At 40.2% G+C, this 17407-nt stretch carries 15 protein-coding genes; all 15 read left to right on the top strand.

The features are described from left to right. On the top strand, window positions 1-1953 hold the full coding sequence (mutL, locus tag ACI3ES_RS07775) for a DNA mismatch repair endonuclease MutL (protein ID WP_114667075.1): 1953 nt from the start codon (window positions 1-3) through the stop codon (window positions 1951-1953). A 12-nt stretch (window positions 1954-1965) separates the two neighbouring features. Further along, window positions 1966-2484 (top strand): DUF1456 family protein, encoded by a 519-nt coding sequence (locus ACI3ES_RS07770; RefSeq protein WP_114667074.1) that lies wholly within the window; start codon window positions 1966-1968, stop codon window positions 2482-2484. Between the two features lie 60 nt (window positions 2485-2544). Next, complete coding sequence (gene ndk / locus ACI3ES_RS07765; protein WP_407631962.1) at window positions 2545-2964, top strand: nucleoside-diphosphate kinase; 420 nt, start codon at window positions 2545-2547, stop codon at window positions 2962-2964. A gap of 30 nt (window positions 2965-2994) precedes the next feature. Then, window positions 2995-3234 carry a CsbD family protein gene (locus tag ACI3ES_RS07760; protein WP_004910520.1) on the top strand — a complete coding sequence of 80 codons (240 nt, stop codon included), beginning with the start codon at window positions 2995-2997 and terminating at the stop codon, window positions 3232-3234. Between the two features lie 169 nt (window positions 3235-3403). Next, window positions 3404-4282 carry a UDP-N-acetylmuramate dehydrogenase gene (gene murB / locus ACI3ES_RS07755; RefSeq protein ID WP_114667072.1) on the top strand — a complete coding sequence of 293 codons (879 nt, stop codon included), beginning with the start codon at window positions 3404-3406 and terminating at the stop codon, window positions 4280-4282. Window positions 4283-4285: 3 nt separating this feature from the next. Then, window positions 4286-6379 (top strand): Na+/H+ antiporter, encoded by a 2094-nt coding sequence (locus ACI3ES_RS07750; RefSeq protein WP_114667071.1) that lies wholly within the window; start codon window positions 4286-4288, stop codon window positions 6377-6379. Window positions 6380-6384: 5 nt separating this feature from the next. Then, window positions 6385-7209, top strand: coding sequence for a diadenylate cyclase CdaA (cdaA, locus tag ACI3ES_RS07745; protein ID WP_004910513.1), 825 nt, complete (start codon window positions 6385-6387; stop codon window positions 7207-7209). Then, window positions 7206-8270, top strand: coding sequence for a YbbR-like domain-containing protein (locus ACI3ES_RS07740; protein ID WP_114667070.1), 1065 nt, complete (start codon window positions 7206-7208; stop codon window positions 8268-8270). The genes cdaA and ACI3ES_RS07740 overlap by 4 nt, the downstream gene beginning before the upstream one ends. Before the next feature lie 18 nt (window positions 8271-8288). After that, window positions 8289-9656: a phosphoglucosamine mutase gene (gene glmM / locus ACI3ES_RS07735; RefSeq protein ID WP_114667069.1), complete on the top strand. Its 1368-nt coding sequence runs from the start codon at window positions 8289-8291 to the stop codon at window positions 9654-9656. Between the two features lie 111 nt (window positions 9657-9767). Further along, a complete protein-coding gene (rnc, locus tag ACI3ES_RS07730; protein ID WP_080519121.1) occupies window positions 9768-10478 on the top strand; it encodes a ribonuclease III in 711 nt (236 codons plus the stop codon). Beyond that, window positions 10475-14029, top strand: a complete 3555-nt coding sequence (smc, locus tag ACI3ES_RS07725) for a chromosome segregation protein SMC (RefSeq protein WP_142511789.1) — start codon at window positions 10475-10477, stop codon at window positions 14027-14029. The genes rnc and smc overlap by 4 nt, the downstream gene beginning before the upstream one ends. Before the next feature lie 47 nt (window positions 14030-14076). Beyond that, window positions 14077-15312, top strand: a complete 1236-nt coding sequence (gene ftsY / locus ACI3ES_RS07720; protein ID WP_407631961.1) for a signal recognition particle-docking protein FtsY — start codon at window positions 14077-14079, stop codon at window positions 15310-15312. Further along, the gene (gene ylxM, locus ACI3ES_RS07715) at window positions 15312-15656 is read left to right on the top strand and encodes a YlxM family DNA-binding protein (RefSeq protein ID WP_004910500.1); all 345 of its coding nucleotides are present in this window, start codon (window positions 15312-15314) and stop codon (window positions 15654-15656) included. Before ftsY ends, ylxM begins: the two co-directional genes overlap by 1 nt. 53 nt (window positions 15657-15709) lie before the next feature. Then, on the top strand, window positions 15710-17185 hold the full coding sequence (gene ffh, locus ACI3ES_RS07710; RefSeq protein WP_142511791.1) for a signal recognition particle protein: 1476 nt from the start codon (window positions 15710-15712) through the stop codon (window positions 17183-17185). Next, the gene (locus ACI3ES_RS07705; RefSeq protein WP_114667065.1) at window positions 17185-17364 is read left to right on the top strand and encodes a hypothetical protein; all 180 of its coding nucleotides are present in this window, start codon (window positions 17185-17187) and stop codon (window positions 17362-17364) included. Before ffh ends, ACI3ES_RS07705 begins: the two co-directional genes overlap by 1 nt. The last annotated feature ends 43 nt before the right edge of the window (window positions 17365-17407 follow it).

Raw genomic sequence — 17407 nt, 5'->3', positions numbered from 1 at the left:
ATGGCACGAATACATGAATTATCTAATCTTTTAGCCAACCAAATTGCAGCGGGTGAAGTGATTGAGAGACCAGCTAGTGTTGTCAAAGAGCTGGTTGAAAATGCCATAGATGCGGGTGCCACTCAAATTGAAATTTTAGTGGCAGATGCTGGTGAATCAATGATTCGCGTCGTTGATAACGGTGATGGCATTGACCCTGAAGATGTGCCGTTGGCATTTACCAGACATGCAACGAGCAAAATTAATGATCGCCATGATTTATTTAATATTATGTCTTTGGGATTTCGAGGTGAAGCCTTACCATCAATTGCTGCAATTGCAGACGTTACATTGAATACAACCACTGCGACTTCAAACACTGGTCTGATGTATCATATCAAGGGCGGGAAGCAAGTATCAGCGACACCCGCTAATGGTCGTCGAGGAACTGTGGTAACGGTTAGAGATTTATTTTACAACACACCAGCTCGTTTAAAATATCTCAAGCGCCCGCAAACAGAAATGTCGCGGATTGCAGATATTATGAATCGTATTGCCTTGTCTTATGCCAATATTGCGTTCACTGTGACAGCTGATGGTCGGAATTTATTGCAAACGACTGGCAATGGTAACCAGCAACAGGTGGTTGCTGCTATTTATGGTCGTGATGTTGCGCAAAAAATGATAGAAATCAGTGGTGAAGATGATGATTTCAACGTGATTGGCTTCATTTCACTACCAGAATTGACACGAGGCTCACGAGATTATTTAACCATTTTAATAAATGGTCGATTCATTAAAAATTTTGCTGTTTCAAACGCTGTGATTCGCGGCTACGGTTCTAAATTAATGGTTGGTCGTTTTCCAATGGGTGTGGTTAATGTTAGTACTAGTCCGTTATTAATCGATGTTAACGTTCACCCGCAAAAATCCGAAGTACGATTATCAAAAGAGACCGAACTGGCTGATTTAATCATCAAAACGATTAAAGATCGACTGGCCGATGAAAATTTAATTCCCGATGCCTATGAAAATTTGTATGGTAAACCCCAAGAGACTCATCAGCCGGCGCCCAAAGCTAAACAATTAGCACCGTGGACGTCAAGTGAAAAGCCACCAGTAGTTGCACCAACAACAATAGATGAAGACGCGGTTGTGTCGCTAACGGATAAAGGTCAATTAGCTGATTCAGCAGTAAAGTCTTTTGCTAATAAGTATCAACATGAAGACGCGATATCGGCCTTTGACGATGAACAACCAGTCAATCAGGTTGCCGAAGAGATACCGAATTATCATGCCAAAATGATTGCTGACCAACAAATCCTAGATGTCGCGCCCAAAAACCAAAGTGGATTTCCAGAATTAGATTATATTGGACAAATGCACGGTACATTTCTATTTGCTCAAAGTAGTGAAGGGTTGTATCTTATTGATCAACATGCTGCTCAAGAGCGTGTTAAATATGAATATTATCGAGAAGAAATTGGGCTTGTGGGGCAGGATAAGCAACGTTTGTTAGTACCAATTACGATTACATATTCGGCAGCAGATATGTTGAAAATTGCTGATCATGAAGCCGATTTAGAACAGGTTGGATTACATCTAGAACCTTTTGGGGCGACAACAGTGATTATTCGTGAACATCCAACGTGGTTTGTCAAAGGTCAAGAAGAAGATACGATTAAAGAGATGGTAGACTGGATTTTAAGGGATGGTCATTTAACCGTTGCAGAATTTCGTGAACGAACAGCCATTATGATGAGTTGCAAACGTTCAATTCGGGCCAATATGCATCTGAGTGATTTGCAGGCACGTACACTTTTGCAATCATTGACGCAGACAGAGAACCCTTATAATTGCCCGCACGGACGTCCAGTATTGACAAGTTTCACATTAAATGAAATGGAAAAAATGTTTAAGCGCATTCAAGACGCGCATGAGGCTTGGGAAGAATATGATAATCATCCCTACTAATTTGGAGAAATAATGAATAACAACGATATTATTATTCGATTGCGGTACGCACTTAATATCAAAAATGCTGATATGATCACGATTTTTGATTTGGGCGGTGTCACAATTGATGAGCAACAATTACATGATTTGTTAACTAAACAGACACCAGAAGCTAAGCGAGATGAAAAAGTTTCAATCATAATGTTGGAATCTTTTATGAATGGTTTAATCATTTCGCAGCGCGGTCATAAAACTGGTGCTGATTTGAAGCCAATTCCACCGACATTTGATATGACCAATGATGATCGTATTAATAATGTGGTCATTAAAAAACTGAAAATTGCAATGGGTTACACTAGCGATGATTTAATGAGCTTTATGAAGACAGCTGGCATTACTATTTCTAAAAGTGAATTAAGTGCCATATTACGACGACCAGACCACCGTAATTACAAGGTCGCTGGTGATCGTTACTTGCGTAATTTGTTGAAAGGCATGGCAATGACATATCGCCCAGAAGATGTCAAGCGAACTGCCCGAAAGCATTAACTTGTAACCGCTTTCTTTATTAGGTAAAATAGAAGTACAAGCTAATCAAAGGAGCTCACGATGACTGAACGAACATTTATGATGATTAAACCAGATGGTGTGAAACGCGCTAAAATCGGCGAAATTATTCGGCGAATTGAGAATAAAGGTTACCATATTACCAAAATGAAAATGGTATTGCCAGATGAAACGTTGTTAGCACAACATTATGCCGAACATGTTGGCAAGTCATTTTATCCATCTTTGTTACGCTATATGACCTCTGGACCGGTTATTGCAATGGTGAGTGAAGGCACGAACATCGTCGCTGGTTGGCGCACGCTGATGGGAACGACTAACCCAACAAAGGCCGCACCGGGAACGATTCGTTGTGATTTGGGTCGTGAATGGGATGTTGAAGCGATGATGAACATTGTCCATGGTTCTGACTCAGTTGAAGCTGCCGAGCGTGAAATTGCGCTATGGTTTGATGAAGATTAGCTAAAGTATTGTCAATAAAGGAGAAAAAGCATGGCAGAAGACAACAAATTACAAAACGCTACTGATAAATTGATTGGTAAAGCAAAAGAACTTGAAGGTCGGTTGACAGGTGATAAAGAGCGTGAAGTTGAAGGAAAGACCCAGTCACTAAAAGGTCAAGCAAAAGATGATGTGCAAAAAGTACGTGATACGGCACATGACGCTGTTGATGCTGCCAAAGGTTTTGTCAAAGGCCTCAAGGGTGACAGTGACGACAAAGACGCCCAGTAATTAAGAGAAAATCACTTCTAACAAGTGATTTTTTTTATGAATTAAATAATTAATGTTATCAATTTCGTAAAAATGATTGAAAAATATGGTAAACAAATTCCGTCTACCATCGAAGAATGTCTTAAAGTTTGGTAAAATGGTATATATGGCCTTTGGAGACGAAAAAAACATGCATTTTGAGCAAATAGAAATACTAGAACAACAATCGCTGGCGCCTTATGCTTATACGCAAGCCGGAGGTGTTGTTGATTACCTCGCAGTACCAAAATCACAAAGTGATTTAAAAAAATTACTCGTTTGGGCAAAAAATAAATCAATTCCGGTGCAAGTGTTTGGTCGACTATCAAATTTAGTGGTTCGAGATGGTGGCCTACGTGGATTAACTATTTTATTGCACGATCTGCATGACGTTGAGGTTAGTCATAATGTGATTATTGCGGATGCCGGTGCAGATCTTATTTGGGTCGCTGAACAGGCTTTTGAACATGGGCTGACTGGTCTCGAGTGGGGAGCAGGAATACCGGGTACTGTTGGTGGTGCAGTATTTATGAACGCTGGTGCGTATGGTGGGCAAACTGATATGGTCGTAAGTTCAGTAGATGCTTTGTTACCTAGTGGCGAAATAAAGACATTTAGTAATGAAGCAATTGACTTTGATTACCGCCACTCGATTTTTCAAGATAATCATGGCATTATCTTACGAGCAACATTTACCCTGCAATCAGGGAAACCTGAAATGATTAAAGCTCGTATGGATGAGAATAATTTTAAGCGTGCGAACAAGCAACCCCTAAATTATCCATCCAATGGTTCGGTGTTCAAACGACCAACTGGATACTTTGCTGGGAAGCTAATCATGGATTCCGGTTTGCAAGGTGTCAGAGTTGGTGGTGTTGAAGTGTCGCAGAAACATGCGGGATTTATGGTCAATGTGGCGCATGGTACAGGCAACGACTACGAAGATTTGATCAAGCTTGTCCAGCAAACAGTGCGAGATAAATATGGTGTGACATTGGAAGCAGAAGTTAGAATTATGGGAGAAAGATAACACATGGCAATATTAGAATTAATCGTTATATTAATTATTGCTGTTACGGTTTCAAATGTTATCTCTCATTTTATTCCCGAAATCCCAGTTAGTTTGTTCCAAATTGTGATTGGGTTATTTTTGGCTTTTACATTTGGTATTTATGTTGATGTCGATTCGCATTGGTTTATGTTGTTATTTATTGCGCCATTGCTGTTTAATGATGCTTGGCGCTTCCCAAAACGGGAATTATGGGAATTACGTGGTCCAATTTTAGGCAATGCTATCATATTAGTTCTATTGACTACGTTAGTGGGTGGTTTCTTCATTCATTTATTAATTCCACAGTTTCCTAGATCGGTTGCCTTGGCATTAGCGGCAGTTGTATCACCAACTGATCCAGTTGCTGTGCAAGCTATTGCTAGACGTGTCAAATTACCAGCTAACGTGATGCATGTTGTTTCTGGGGAAAGTCTAATCAACGATGCCAGTGGTTTGGTGAGCTTCAATACTGCCATTAAAGCCACTGTTGCAGGTACTTTTTTGATTGGTAGTGCGATTGGTAACTTTTTCTGGATGACCATCGTTGGTTTGATTGTTGGTTTGGTGATTGGTAGTTTTGTAAGTTGGTTACGAGATTCATTTGATCGTGCTGGTTTAAATGATGTGGTTTTTCACACTGTTGTGACATTAGTAATGCCTTTTATTATTTATTGGATTGCAGAAGGTGTGTTTCATTCATCTGGGGTTATTGCTGTTGTAGCTGGTGGTGTCTTGTCCAAAATTTTAAGCGACCAGCATATTAATGCGCGGTCCCCAGAAATTAGCGTGGTAGCCGTTCGAACATGGGAAATTTTTGTTTATTTACTTAATGGCACAATCTTTGTGTTACTAGGAATTGAGTTACCAGCTGCTATGACTAGTATTTTTCGTAGTACCCAAATACATACTGGCATGGCAATTTTCTACGGTGTTACTGTCTGGTTCATTGTATTTGCTATCAGGACGGTTTGGGCGTACGGAACGCAAATTACTTACCATTTACAACATAGAGAACGACGTGTTTCATTTCGAACAGCTGTCACGTCTGGTTTGACGGGCGTGCGTGGCGCCGTTACGATGGCAGCGGTGTTGACAGTGCCGTCCGTTATTGATGACGGTAGTGCATTTCCACAGCGTAATTTGCTCATTTTTGTGGCAGCAGTTGTTGTGATTATGAGTTTGTTAGTCGCCACTGTGATGCTTCCGATTGTGACTAAAGAGCGGGCAACTCATGATTTTACGCAACCTGAAATTGCTGAAGTTGAGCCAACTGCACAAAAAAAGAGTAAAGTTGATTTAACAGAAGCACAGGCTCGTATTTTTGCGATTCAAATTGGGATACAAGTGTTACGCGAACAACAAAATGATGATAATCGTACTATCGTTTACGAGCTGATTAGTCGCAAACAACAAACTATGGCACAAATCAGACGGCAACTTGATAAGAAAAATCCATCCCACAATGTTGAAAATGACCGAGAACTACGTTTTGTGGCTTTAGAGGCACAGCGTGATCGTTTGCGGCAGTTATTGGCAGATGAAATGATTTCCGTGCTTACTTATTCTGCACAAACGAGGCGATTAGATCGTCTGGAAAATTTAATTAATTCTGACCAACATTATCATATTTCAACGCAATGGTTATTGATTCTGATTAGACGTGGACTACGAAGCATTAGAATTTGGCTTTCAGATGAGTCAACAGACAAATTTAGACAAGAAACATCGCTAGCCATCACAGAAACTTCTAAAGCAGCAATTAAGGCGTTATCTGAATACATGGAAAAGTATAACGGTGATACTGTTTCACATCGAATGGAACGGCAAGCTGCTTATAATTTAATTGTTGGTTATCGCAATCGGATTGAAAATGAAAAGCATGATGATACACCTGAGCAGCGCGATTTGGACGATAAAAATCGTATGGAACTTGAAGTTAAAGCGTTGAATGTTCAGCGTGAAACAATCCAGCAACTTTATGAACAAGGTAGAATTACCCGTCAGGCGGGTATTAACATTCGTCAATTTATTAACTATGCTGAAACAGCAGCTTTAGCAGGAAGGGATGAAGAGTAACAACCATGGATATTTTATCTTATTTTACTTTGAATAATCTGATGCATCTTGTGGATATTGCCATCATTTGGTTTCTGCTCTATAAAGTAATTCAATTTGTTGAAGGCACGCGTGCGCTACAAATTTTATTTGGTGTCGGTGTCGTTATTTTAATTAAAGTTGTGAGTTGGTATATTGGCTTGACGACTTTGTCTTGGTTGATGGATCAACTCATTACGTGGGCACCAATTGCGTTGGTCGTTATTTTCCAGCAAGAAATTCGACGAGGTCTTGAGACTTTGGGACGACGTTTAACATGGCGTCGTCAGCATATTGATAATGCCAAGGAACAGCAGCTTATCAAGAGCCTTGACGAAGCCTTACAGTATATGTCAAAGCGTCGAATTGGTGCACTAATCACGATTAAACGCGACACGAGTTTAGATGAATATATTAAAACTGGTATTAAGTTAGATGCTTATATTACCAGCCAACTCTTGATTAATACATTTATTCCTAACACTCCGTTGCATGATGGAGCGGTCATCATTGATGATGATCGTGTTGCCGTAGCAGCGGCCTATTTGCCACTTTCAGAAAGCACGCGTATTCCAAAAGAATTGGGAACGCGTCACCGTGCTGCCGTCGGTATTAGTGAGGCAAGTGATGCGATTACGGTAGTTGTTTCTGAAGAGACTGGTGAAATTTCCATTACACAAGATGGTGATTTATTGCGACACATGGCACGTGATGCCTACATGAATTTCTTTGAGCGCCAGTTCATTGCACCGGTTAATGAGGCTGCTGCAAAACATTGGTGGCAAAGGAGTGGTAGGGGGTTAGCAAAATGAAAATGATTGGTCATTCAAAAACTGTTAACTTAGTGGTCTCTTTGGTCATGGCAATTCTTTTGTCAGCCTACGTCTTAAGCACCCGTTCCGCAACAACGAATGGTAGTGGCTCAGGTAATTTTTCAACGCTCGTCCCTGAAAAAAGAGCAACCTTGAGTGTTCCCCTTAATTTACAATTTAATTCCGATAAATATGTTGTGGTCGGCGCGCCATCAACAGTGAAGGTTGGTATTGAAGGTTCCATAGCGTTGGTGGCAGCTGCCCAAAATCGTAACGATATCCAAGCTAGCGCTGATTTAAGAGGGCTAGGTGTTGGTAAACACACTGTTAAACTAGCACTTCGCGGTGTTAACGCTTCTCTAACATCAACTGTGACACCCCAAACAATTACTGTCACAATTGCGCGACGGAAAACCGCCACCGTGCCAGTCAAAGTAACTTATGATCATACTAAAATTGCTACGGGTTATGCTGTTAGTGGGACATCAGTAGACCCCAAATCGGTCAAAATTTCAGGACCTAAAGCTAATGTTGAGGCGGTGACATCGCTTGAAGCTGCTGTCTCGTTAGATAATAATACTAAAAGTACGATTACTAAGTCTGCCAAACTTGTTGCACGCGATAAAAATGGTGCAGTAGTTGAAGTTAACATTGATGTTAGTTCTGCCAGTGTTACTTTAAATGTTGGACCTGAAGACAGTAAAAAATTGTCTCTTTCAGCTACTCTTGAAAATGCCAATGGGGCTAACTATACAGTCACTTTTGATCCAAAAACTGTGACAGCGTATGGGGCATCTGATATACTGAATTCGATTAGCACGTTATCTGTTCCGGTTGATGTGACTAATATTACGAGCAAAACAACTGTGTCGGTTGACTTACCTGATCAAACAGGAATTGATCATTATAGTGTGACCAAAGTACAGGCGACGGTGACACCTGCAACTGATAGCAGCACATCATCAAGTAGTAGTTCAAGCTCTTCTTCCGATTCCGCCAGCACTTCCTCATCAAGCAGTAGTTCTAGTGCCAGTAGCAGTCAAAGTAGCTCATCATCATAAAAGTAAAGGACGATAATTATGTCAGATATTAAATTAAAATATTTTGGAACAGACGGTGTTCGTGGCGTTGCTAATCAAAGCTTGACACCAGAATTAGCTTTTCGATTGGGTCGAACCGGCGGTGCAATTTTAACAAAACATGCACAAAACTCTGATAAGCGACCGGTAGTTATTGTCGGTCGTGACACACGTATTTCAGGTGAAATGTTGCAGCAAGCGATTGTAGCAGGATTTTTATCAGTGGGTATTGACGTCCTACGTTTGGGTGTTATTACAACGCCAGCGGTTGCCTTTTTAGTTGAAAACTTGGAAGCGGACGCGGGTGTTCAAATTACTGCTTCGCATAATCCGGCGGCTGATAATGGAATTAAATTTTTTGGTAATGATGGTTTTAAATTGTCCGATGAACTGGAATATGAGATTGAGCAACTACTTGATGATCCTGAAGATAATTTACCTCGCCCTAGCGCTGCAGGTATCGGAATTGCTAACAATTATCCTGAAGGCGTACAAAAGTACTTGGAGTTTTTACAAAAGACAATTCCAAGTAATTTAGAAGGTATGCGCGTTGCATTGGATGGCGCTAATGGTGCAACTAGTGGCCTGTTGGCCAGATTATTTGCTGACTTAGGAACTGATTTTATTACACTGGGCACTGAGCCAAATGGCATTAATATTAATGATGGCGTTGGGTCAACACATCCAGAAGCATTAGCTGAACTGGTGAAAGCTAGTGAAGTTGATGCAGGATTGGCTTTTGATGGTGATGGTGATCGCTTGATTGCCGTAACAGAAGATGGTGAAATTGTGGATGGTGATAAAATCATGTTTATCACAGGAAAGTTTTTAAATGAACAAGGCCGGCTTAAGCATAATACTGTTGTGTCAACTGTAATGAGCAATATTGGTTTTTATAAAGCATTAGCTGAAAATGATATGCAAAGTGTTAAAACAGCAGTTGGTGATCGTTATGTTATGGCTGAAATGCTGGCAAATGATTATAATCTTGGCGGCGAGCAATCAGGTCATATTATTTTCAGAGACTGGGCTACCACCGGTGATGGCTTGCTGACTGCTTTGCAGTTGCTCTACGTGATGCACGAAACTGGTAAAAAGCTGTCTGAATTAGCTGCTGAGGTTTCAATTTATCCGCAGAAATTAGTGAATGTCAAAGTTGCTGATAAATTTGCGTTGCAACATGATGCTGATGTTGTCGCAAAAATTGCTGAAGTAGAAACACAAATGTCTGGCGATGGTCGTGTATTGGTGAGACCTTCTGGCACTGAACCATTACTACGTGTGATGGTTGAAGCGGCGACACCAGAGTTGGTCGAACAATATACATCAGAAATTGTTGACGTTGTTCGTGAAAAAGCTGAGATTTAAAGTGAGTAGCGTTTTTATCGCATTATATTTTTTGACGACTGTAATTTATCAAATTATACAGTCGTTTTTTGATATAATAGACTGTATACTATGCTTTAAAAGGACGAGAACGTGTCACAAGACAGTTTTAAAAAACACATATTAACACAATATGGTATTCGTTTTAATGACGAATCACTATTAACCGAAGCGCTAACTCAGCGCAATTATCTCAATGAACATCCAGAAGATAAAGGACATGACTATCAACGATTAGAATTTTTAGGTGATTCTGTTATGCAAGTGACAGTGGCAGAATATTTATTCAAACGCTATCCTAATTGGCATGAAGGCCAATTAACTGAAATGCGGATTGCAATGGTGCAAACACGATCTTTTGCACACTTTGCGCGCTTGGTTCATTTGAACGAAGGTATTCGGTTAGGTAAAGGCGAAGAAATGAGTGGCGCCCGCGATCGTGATTCATTACTGGAAGATATTTGGGAAGCATTTATCGGTGCCTTATACTTAGATCAAGGACCAAAAGAAGTGAACCAATTTCTTGATAAAACATTGTTTGCAGCGATTGATACGGATTTCTTTGACAGATTCATTGACTTTAAAAGTCGATTGCAAGAACGTTTGCAAGTAAAAGGAACGGTCGATATTGCTTATCGCACTGAAAGGGAAGAACAGTTAGCAGACAATACACAATTATTTGAGGCGAGTGTATCTGTTGATGATAAAGAACTGGCGCGTGGAACTGGTAAGTCAATTAAAGATGCTGAAAAAGCAGCAGCGCGAACTGCCTTAAAATTATTGGAAGATAATGTCAGCCTATGAAATTAAAATCACTTGAGATTAGCGGATTTAAGTCATTCGCCGACAAAACAATGATTGAATTTATGCCAGGGATGACTGGTATTGTTGGTCCAAATGGATCGGGAAAATCAAACATTATTGAAGCAATTCGCTGGGTAATGGGAGAACAAAGTGCTAAAGATTTGCGTGGGACAAAAATGTCCGACGTTATTTTTGGTGGCACTAATAAGCGGGGGGCTCTCAACCGTGCCGAAGTAGCTATCACATTTGATAACAGTGATCATTACATTAATTCAGATTTTAACGAAATTCGTGTAGCTCGCAAATTATATAGAACTGGCGAAAGTGTATACCAAATTAATGGTGTTGAAAGCCGCTTACGAGATATTCATGATTTGTTTATGGATACTGGGTTAGGACGAGAGAGTTTCTCCATTATTTCTCAAGGTCGTGTGGAAAGCATTTTTAATGCCAAGCCAGAGGATCGTCGCGGCATCATTGAAGAAGTAGCTGGTGTATATAAATATAAACAAAATAAAGAAAAAGCCCAGAAAGAATTATCACAAACGAGTGATAATTTGTCACGCGTTGCTGATATTATCCACGAAATTGAGGATAGAATTGAGCCTTTAGCTGAACAATCTGCCCAAGCCACTGATTATTTATCTCAAAAAGAGCGGTTTGATACTTTAGATAAGGCGCGTTTAGCTTTAACGATTCACGATGTTGAAATGCAAGCTGAGCAGGTCAAAGCAAAATTTACAGATCAGCAGAAACAAGTGACAACTGAAAAATCAACGCTATCACACATCAACGAAGCATTATCACAGAAAAGGCAGGAACGTGTTAGTCAGCAGTTAAAACGCGATCAACTGCAAGCCGACATTTTGGCATTAACTCAAACACATGAGCGCATGGTTGGTGCTCAAAACTTGAGTCAACAACAAACTGCTACTTTGGAGCGCGATATTGACGAGACGACAAGATCGACTGCTGAGGTAAATGAGAAAATATCAGCATTAACATCACAAATTGCACCGCTACAACAGCAAGAATCAGAACTTAAACAACAAAAATCAACACTAAAAAAGCAATTGACACAGTTTGATGATTTGACACAATCAGAACTCAAATCCAAACTGCAAGCCGATATCGAAAAAAATCGTCACGCTTATATTCAAACAATGCAAGATATTGCGGCTTTGCACAATGCGAAAGTTAATGACGATAAGCAATTGGCTCAAATAACAAGTCGTTATCAGACATTATCTGAACGGTTAAAAAATGAGACAAAGATTATGTCGCAAGCCCAGCAAGAATTGGCGAATTACCAGCCCAATGTTTCGGCGCAACACGATGTCTCAGCATTGAAAACAGCAGTTGATAAAAGACAAGAACAGTTTGATCATGCTGCAAGAGCATATAAACAATCTGAAACGAATTGGTATAATACCTTAAATGACCTCAACAAAATTCGTAGTCAACATGATGCCTTAGCGGCGATGGATGACTATGCAGGCTTTTACCAAGGTGTTCGTGCCTTAATGAAACCGCAAGTTAGAAACCAATTTGTTGGTATTAAAGGTGTTGTGGCAGAATTACTGACAGTGCCAGCAGATTACACTTTAGCTATTGAGACGGTATTAGGCGGTATTTTGCAGCAAATTGTGGTTGATAATACCAGTACGGCGAAGGCAGTAATTGCTTACCTGACAAAAAATCGGGCTGGCCGCGTGACAATTTTACCGGTTGATACAATTAAGCCTCGTCATTTAAATGGTTTAGAACAAGCACGCAGAATGGCTGGATTTGTTGGCATTGCTGCCGATTTAGTGACCATGCCTGAAGAAATGACAGCCATTAAAGCAAACATTTTGGGACACATTGTTGTGGCTAAAGATTTGAGCAGTGCCACGGAAATTGCAAAGGCTAATCAGTATCGTTTCCGAATTGTGACGCTTGATGGGCAACTAGTCAATGCCGGCGGTTCAATGACAGGTGGTGCGACACAAAAAAGAGGCACAACAATTTTGAGCCGCCAAACGGAAATTGCAACACTGACGCAGAAAATCACTGATTTAACAGAATTATCAAAATCTCAAGAACTTGAGTTGCAATCACAACGACGTGATGGCGAAGTAATTAGAGAGTCTCTGGTTGAAGCGCAAACGAAACTAAAATCAGCTAACGATGAGACGCAAAAGGTTGACTATGAATTGCAACGCAAGCAAGATACATTGCAACAACAAAAACGCGTTGTTCAGGCACTTGAATTTGAGTTAAAAGATATTGTGACGCAACAAGAGGAATTAACAACACAACTAGAAAGTTGTGAGTCACAATTAAATGACAAGCAAGCACAAAAAAATGCGCAAGAACTTGAGTCTCAAGAATTGTCACGAGCGCTGGAATCGGCATCTAACAAAGCGCAAAGTCATAATGATGACAAAGTTGCCATTCAAACAGAATATGTGACACTAACTGGTAAGTTAGAAACAGTGACAAGTCAACTTGCTATTCTGAGACAACAGCAAAAAGAGTTGGAATCTCAAGCTGCAGGTCTGACTGTTAAACGCAATGATTTACAAGCAAAATTAACGGCAACGCAAAATGACATTGCGACGCAACAGCAGGTTTCAGATATTGTTGAAAAACTTACGAGCGTGCAAAAAGAACATGATAATATTAGTCAAGATTTAACAACTATCAGCGATGATTTATCTGTTTTGGAAACACAGTTTGCAGCACAACAAGAAACCCTGCGCTCAGTTATGGCTTTAGAAAGCGACCTTGCGGCACAACAAGCTAGACTAACAACACAAAATGAGAACTTACTGGCACAACTAGCATCACAATATGATATTAGTGACAGTCAAGACCTTTATCAGAAACTGACCGATTTAAACTTAGAAACAGTCACTGATCAATTGAAACTTATCAAACGTAGCTTGGATGAAATTGGTAATGTTAATATTGGTGCCATTGAAGAATATGAAGCGGTTAAGCAACGTTTTGATTTTTTAACACAGCAGCGTGATGATTTATTATCTGCAAAAGATAATCTGCTACAAACAATTGATGAAATGGATGAGGAAGTTCAAATTCGCTTCAAACATACATTTGACGCTGTTGTGGAGCATTTTGGACGCATTTTCACACAAATGTTTGGAGGTGGTCGGGCAGAAATTAAACTAACGGATCCAGACCACCTCTTAACGACGGGAATTGACATTACAGCGCAACCACCAGGCAAAAAATTCCAACAAATGAGTTTACTGTCTGGTGGCGAAAAGGCGTTGACAGCTATTACGTTATTGTTTGCCATTTTGCAAGTACGTCCAGTGCCGTTTGTAGTACTTGACGAGGCCGAAGCAGCGCTAGATGAAGCAAACGTGGCGAGATTTGCACGTTATTTGCACGAATTTTCTGGTGAAACACAATTTATTGTGATTACACATCGAAAAGGTACGATGATGAATGCCAACTTATTATATGGTGTGACCATGCAAGAAGCTGGCGTATCAAAAATGGTGGCTGTTGATTTGGATAATATGGCTGAAACGGCGTCCTAAATATGTCGTGCTAATTTAATTACCAGTAATGAATAAAGGAGAAACAAATGGGATTATTTGATATTTTCCGTAAAAAGAAGAATAACGTTGAACCGGAATCAACGACTACTTCAGAGAGTTTGTCTGAATTGCAATCTGAAAGTTTATCACAATCAAACAGCGAAACAACGACGAGTAGTGCTTTAACACAACCGGTTATGGAACAAGTTGGTTTAGTTGATGAACATGAAGCTGATGAATGGTCAAAAGCGCTTGACAAAAAGAGTGAAGCGATTCATGATCTGCCAGAATCAGAATCAGAATCAGAATCAGAATCAGAATCAGAATCAGAGATTGAAGTTGAACGAAACGAGCAGCAGGTTTATGACGAAGGCTTGAAAAAATCACGAACAGGTTTTGCTGAAAGATTTAATCGCTTTTTAGCTAATTTTCGTACCGTAGATGAGGATTTTTTCGAAGATTTGGAAGAAACTTTAGTCGGAGCTGATGTTGGTTTTGATATGGCGATTAAAATCAGTGACGAATTACGGGAAGAAGTTAAATTAGCCAATGCTAAACGCAAAGAAGATGTGCGTGATGTGATTATCAAAAAAATGGTTGATTTATACGAAGCAGATGGTGTGAATGAAGATACACAAATGCATTTTGCACCAAATGGTAGTACTACCGTGATTTTGTTTGTTGGTGTTAATGGTGTTGGTAAAACAACAACAATTGGTAAGCTTGCCAGCAAGTACCAACAAGCAGGGAAATCTGTTTTGCTGGCGGCTGCGGACACATTCCGAGCTGGCGCTACCAAGCAATTACAAGAGTGGGGCGAGCGAGCAAATGTGCCTGTGGTTGCTGGTAAAGAAAAAGCTGATCCGGCTTCTGTTGTCTTTGAAGCTGTTGCTAAAGCCCGTGATGAACATTATGACATTTTATTTGTCGACACGGCTGGCCGTTTGCAGAATAATGTCAATTTAATGCAAGAACTAGAAAAAATGAAGCGTATTATTCAACGCGAAATTCCTGACGCACCACATGAAGTTTTGTTAGTGCTTGACGCGACAACTGGTCAAAACGCATTACAACAAGCTAAATTATTCAAAGATTCGTCTGATGTGACTGGCATCGTTTTGACTAAAATGGATGGCACAGCAAAGGGTGGTATCGTCTTTGCCATTCGGAATGAAATGCATTTGCCAGTCAAATGGATTGGATTTGGTGAAAAAGCCAGTGACCTGCGCGAGTTTAAGCCAGACGAGTTTGTCTACGGATTGTTTAAAGAGTTGGTATCGTGATGGATTTAACCAAAAAAAATCATATTAATGCGCTATTTGGCTTTTATGATCAGTTGCTGACTGAAAAACAACAACAATATTTACAATATTATTTTGAAGATGATTTTTCAATTGTAGAAATTGCAAATGCAGAAGCTGTTAGTCGACAAGCGGTGTCCGATAACATCAATCGGGCAATTGAATTATTAGAAAAATATGAAAGTATTTTGCATCTACAAGCTAATTTTGAATCACGACAAGTGATTGAAAATGAAGTGCAACAATACATTAACACCCATTATCAAAGTGATGATGTGTTAAAATTATTGGTGCAGAAGCTTTTAAATACAGAAATGGATAACTAGAAGGGAAACGTGTCGCCTGTGAATATATCGCAGAAAGGACATACTCTAAAATTATGGCATTTGAAAATCTAACTGAACGCCTCTCAAAGGCGATGAAAAATTTAACCGGTCGCGGCCGTGTTAGTGAAGAAGATCTTCGTGCGACGATGCGCGAAATTCGTTTGGCATTACTGGAAGCCGATGTCAACTACGACACAGTGAAAAAGTTTGTCGCTAATGTACGTGAAAAAGCCAGCGGTGCTGATATTATGTCAGGATTGGATTCAGCGCAACAAGTCGTTAAGATTGTTAATGATGAGTTGACCGCAACGATGGGTGATGAGGCGGTACCACTTAATAAGTCGCCTAAAATTCCAACCATCATCATGATGGCTGGCCTGCAAGGTGCTGGTAAAACAACCACAGTTGCTAAGTTAGCTTATAAATTAAAGAATGAAGAAAAAGCCCGTCCACTTTTGATTGCAGCCGATATTTATCGACCAGCTGCCATTGATCAATTGGAAATTTTGGGGCGCGATCTTGAAATTCCCGTATTTTCAATGGGGACGGATGTTAATCCTCGCGATATTGTCCGCGCTGGTTTGGCTAAGGCGGCTGAGAATAAAAATGACTATGTCTTTATTGATACAGCTGGTCGTTTACAAATTGATGAAGAATTGATGCAAGAGTTGAAAGACATTGCAGAGATTGCTCAGCCAGATGAGATTTTGTTGACAGTTGATGCAATGACTGGACAAAATGCTGCTGAAACAGCTAAGGGATTTTCAGCGTCACTTGACTTAACTGGTGTTGTCCTGACTAAACTTGATGGTGACACACGTGGCGGTGCTGCCTTGTCAATTCGTGACGTAACTGGTAAGCCAATTAAGTTTGTTGGTCAAGGTGAAAAGCCAACTGATTTGGATGTTTTCTATCCCGACCGTATGGCATCTCGTATTTTGGGCATGGGTGATGTGCTGACGCTGATTGAAAAAGCACAGCGTGACTTTGATGCTGAAGCCCAAGAAAAGCAACTTGAAAAAATGCGACAAAATACATTTGATTTCAACGATTTTGTGGCGCAGCTCAAGCAAGTTCAAAGTATGGGACCAATGGAAGATTTGTTAAAAATGATTCCGGGAATGGCGAACAATCCGGCATTGGCGAATGTTAACATTGATGCAAAACAATTTGCCCATTTAGAGGCTATTGTTGGTTCAATGACACCTCAAGAACGTGAAAATCCTGATTTAATCAATCCTTCGCGCCGTCGTCGTTTGGCCGCTGGTGCAGGACGACCAATTGTGGAAGTCAACCGCATGATTAAGCAATTTGATCAAATGCGTAAAATGATGAATCAAGCCACAAATGGTAATTTTGGTGGTATTGATAAAATGATGGGTGGTTCTGGTATGGACATGTCATCTATGATGGGTGGCATGGGCGGTGGCATGCCAAAAGGTAACTTTGGTCAGAAAGTTCAAAATTTTGCAATTAAGCAAGCGGCGCGCCGATTACAAAAAGCTAAGAAGAAGCGCGGTCGTAAGTAATGAAAAGTTTAGAGCGTATTTTACCAATTTTTGTGTTTGTAGTCATGTTGAGCGCTAACTTGCTTAATATGCCAGACAACCACTGGCAGTCAATCATCATGGCTGTCATTTTGGCAGCGTTTTCTGGTTTGATTGTGTTTGGGCTCATCAGATTTTTGTGGTGGTGGGTACAACGATAAATTCGAAGTTAAAGCGATAGTCGACATTTTAAGGAGAAAAGTG

It is taken from the genome of Leuconostoc falkenbergense (assembly GCF_045801155.1).
GTDB classification, from domain to species: Bacteria; Bacillota; Bacilli; order Lactobacillales; family Lactobacillaceae; genus Leuconostoc; species Leuconostoc falkenbergense.
The sequence above is the reverse complement of the archived record's forward strand: the minus strand, read 5'-3'. Positions and strand labels throughout refer to the sequence as shown.

Coding starts and splice junctions, on each gene's coding strand:
- ACI3ES_RS07760 (WP_004910520.1), top strand. CDS start 2,995: ATGGCAGAAGACAACAAATTACAAAACGCTACTGATAAATTGATTGGT.
- ACI3ES_RS07740 (WP_114667070.1), top strand. CDS start 7,206: ATGAAAATGATTGGTCATTCAAAAACTGTTAACTTAGTGGTCTCTTTG.
- ylxM (WP_004910500.1), top strand. CDS start 15,312: ATGGATTTAACCAAAAAAAATCATATTAATGCGCTATTTGGCTTTTAT.
- mutL (WP_114667075.1), top strand. CDS start 1: ATGGCACGAATACATGAATTATCTAATCTTTTAGCCAACCAAATTGCA.
- smc (WP_142511789.1), top strand. CDS start 10,475: ATGAAATTAAAATCACTTGAGATTAGCGGATTTAAGTCATTCGCCGAC.
- cdaA (WP_004910513.1), top strand. CDS start 6,385: ATGGATATTTTATCTTATTTTACTTTGAATAATCTGATGCATCTTGTG.
- ffh (WP_142511791.1), top strand. CDS start 15,710: ATGGCATTTGAAAATCTAACTGAACGCCTCTCAAAGGCGATGAAAAAT.
- ftsY (WP_407631961.1), top strand. CDS start 14,077: ATGGGATTATTTGATATTTTCCGTAAAAAGAAGAATAACGTTGAACCG.
- glmM (WP_114667069.1), top strand. CDS start 8,289: ATGTCAGATATTAAATTAAAATATTTTGGAACAGACGGTGTTCGTGGC.
- ndk (WP_407631962.1), top strand. CDS start 2,545: ATGACTGAACGAACATTTATGATGATTAAACCAGATGGTGTGAAACGC.
- ACI3ES_RS07750 (WP_114667071.1), top strand. CDS start 4,286: ATGGCAATATTAGAATTAATCGTTATATTAATTATTGCTGTTACGGTT.
- ACI3ES_RS07705 (WP_114667065.1), top strand. CDS start 17,185: ATGAAAAGTTTAGAGCGTATTTTACCAATTTTTGTGTTTGTAGTCATG.
- murB (WP_114667072.1), top strand. CDS start 3,404: ATGCATTTTGAGCAAATAGAAATACTAGAACAACAATCGCTGGCGCCT.
- ACI3ES_RS07770 (WP_114667074.1), top strand. CDS start 1,966: ATGAATAACAACGATATTATTATTCGATTGCGGTACGCACTTAATATC.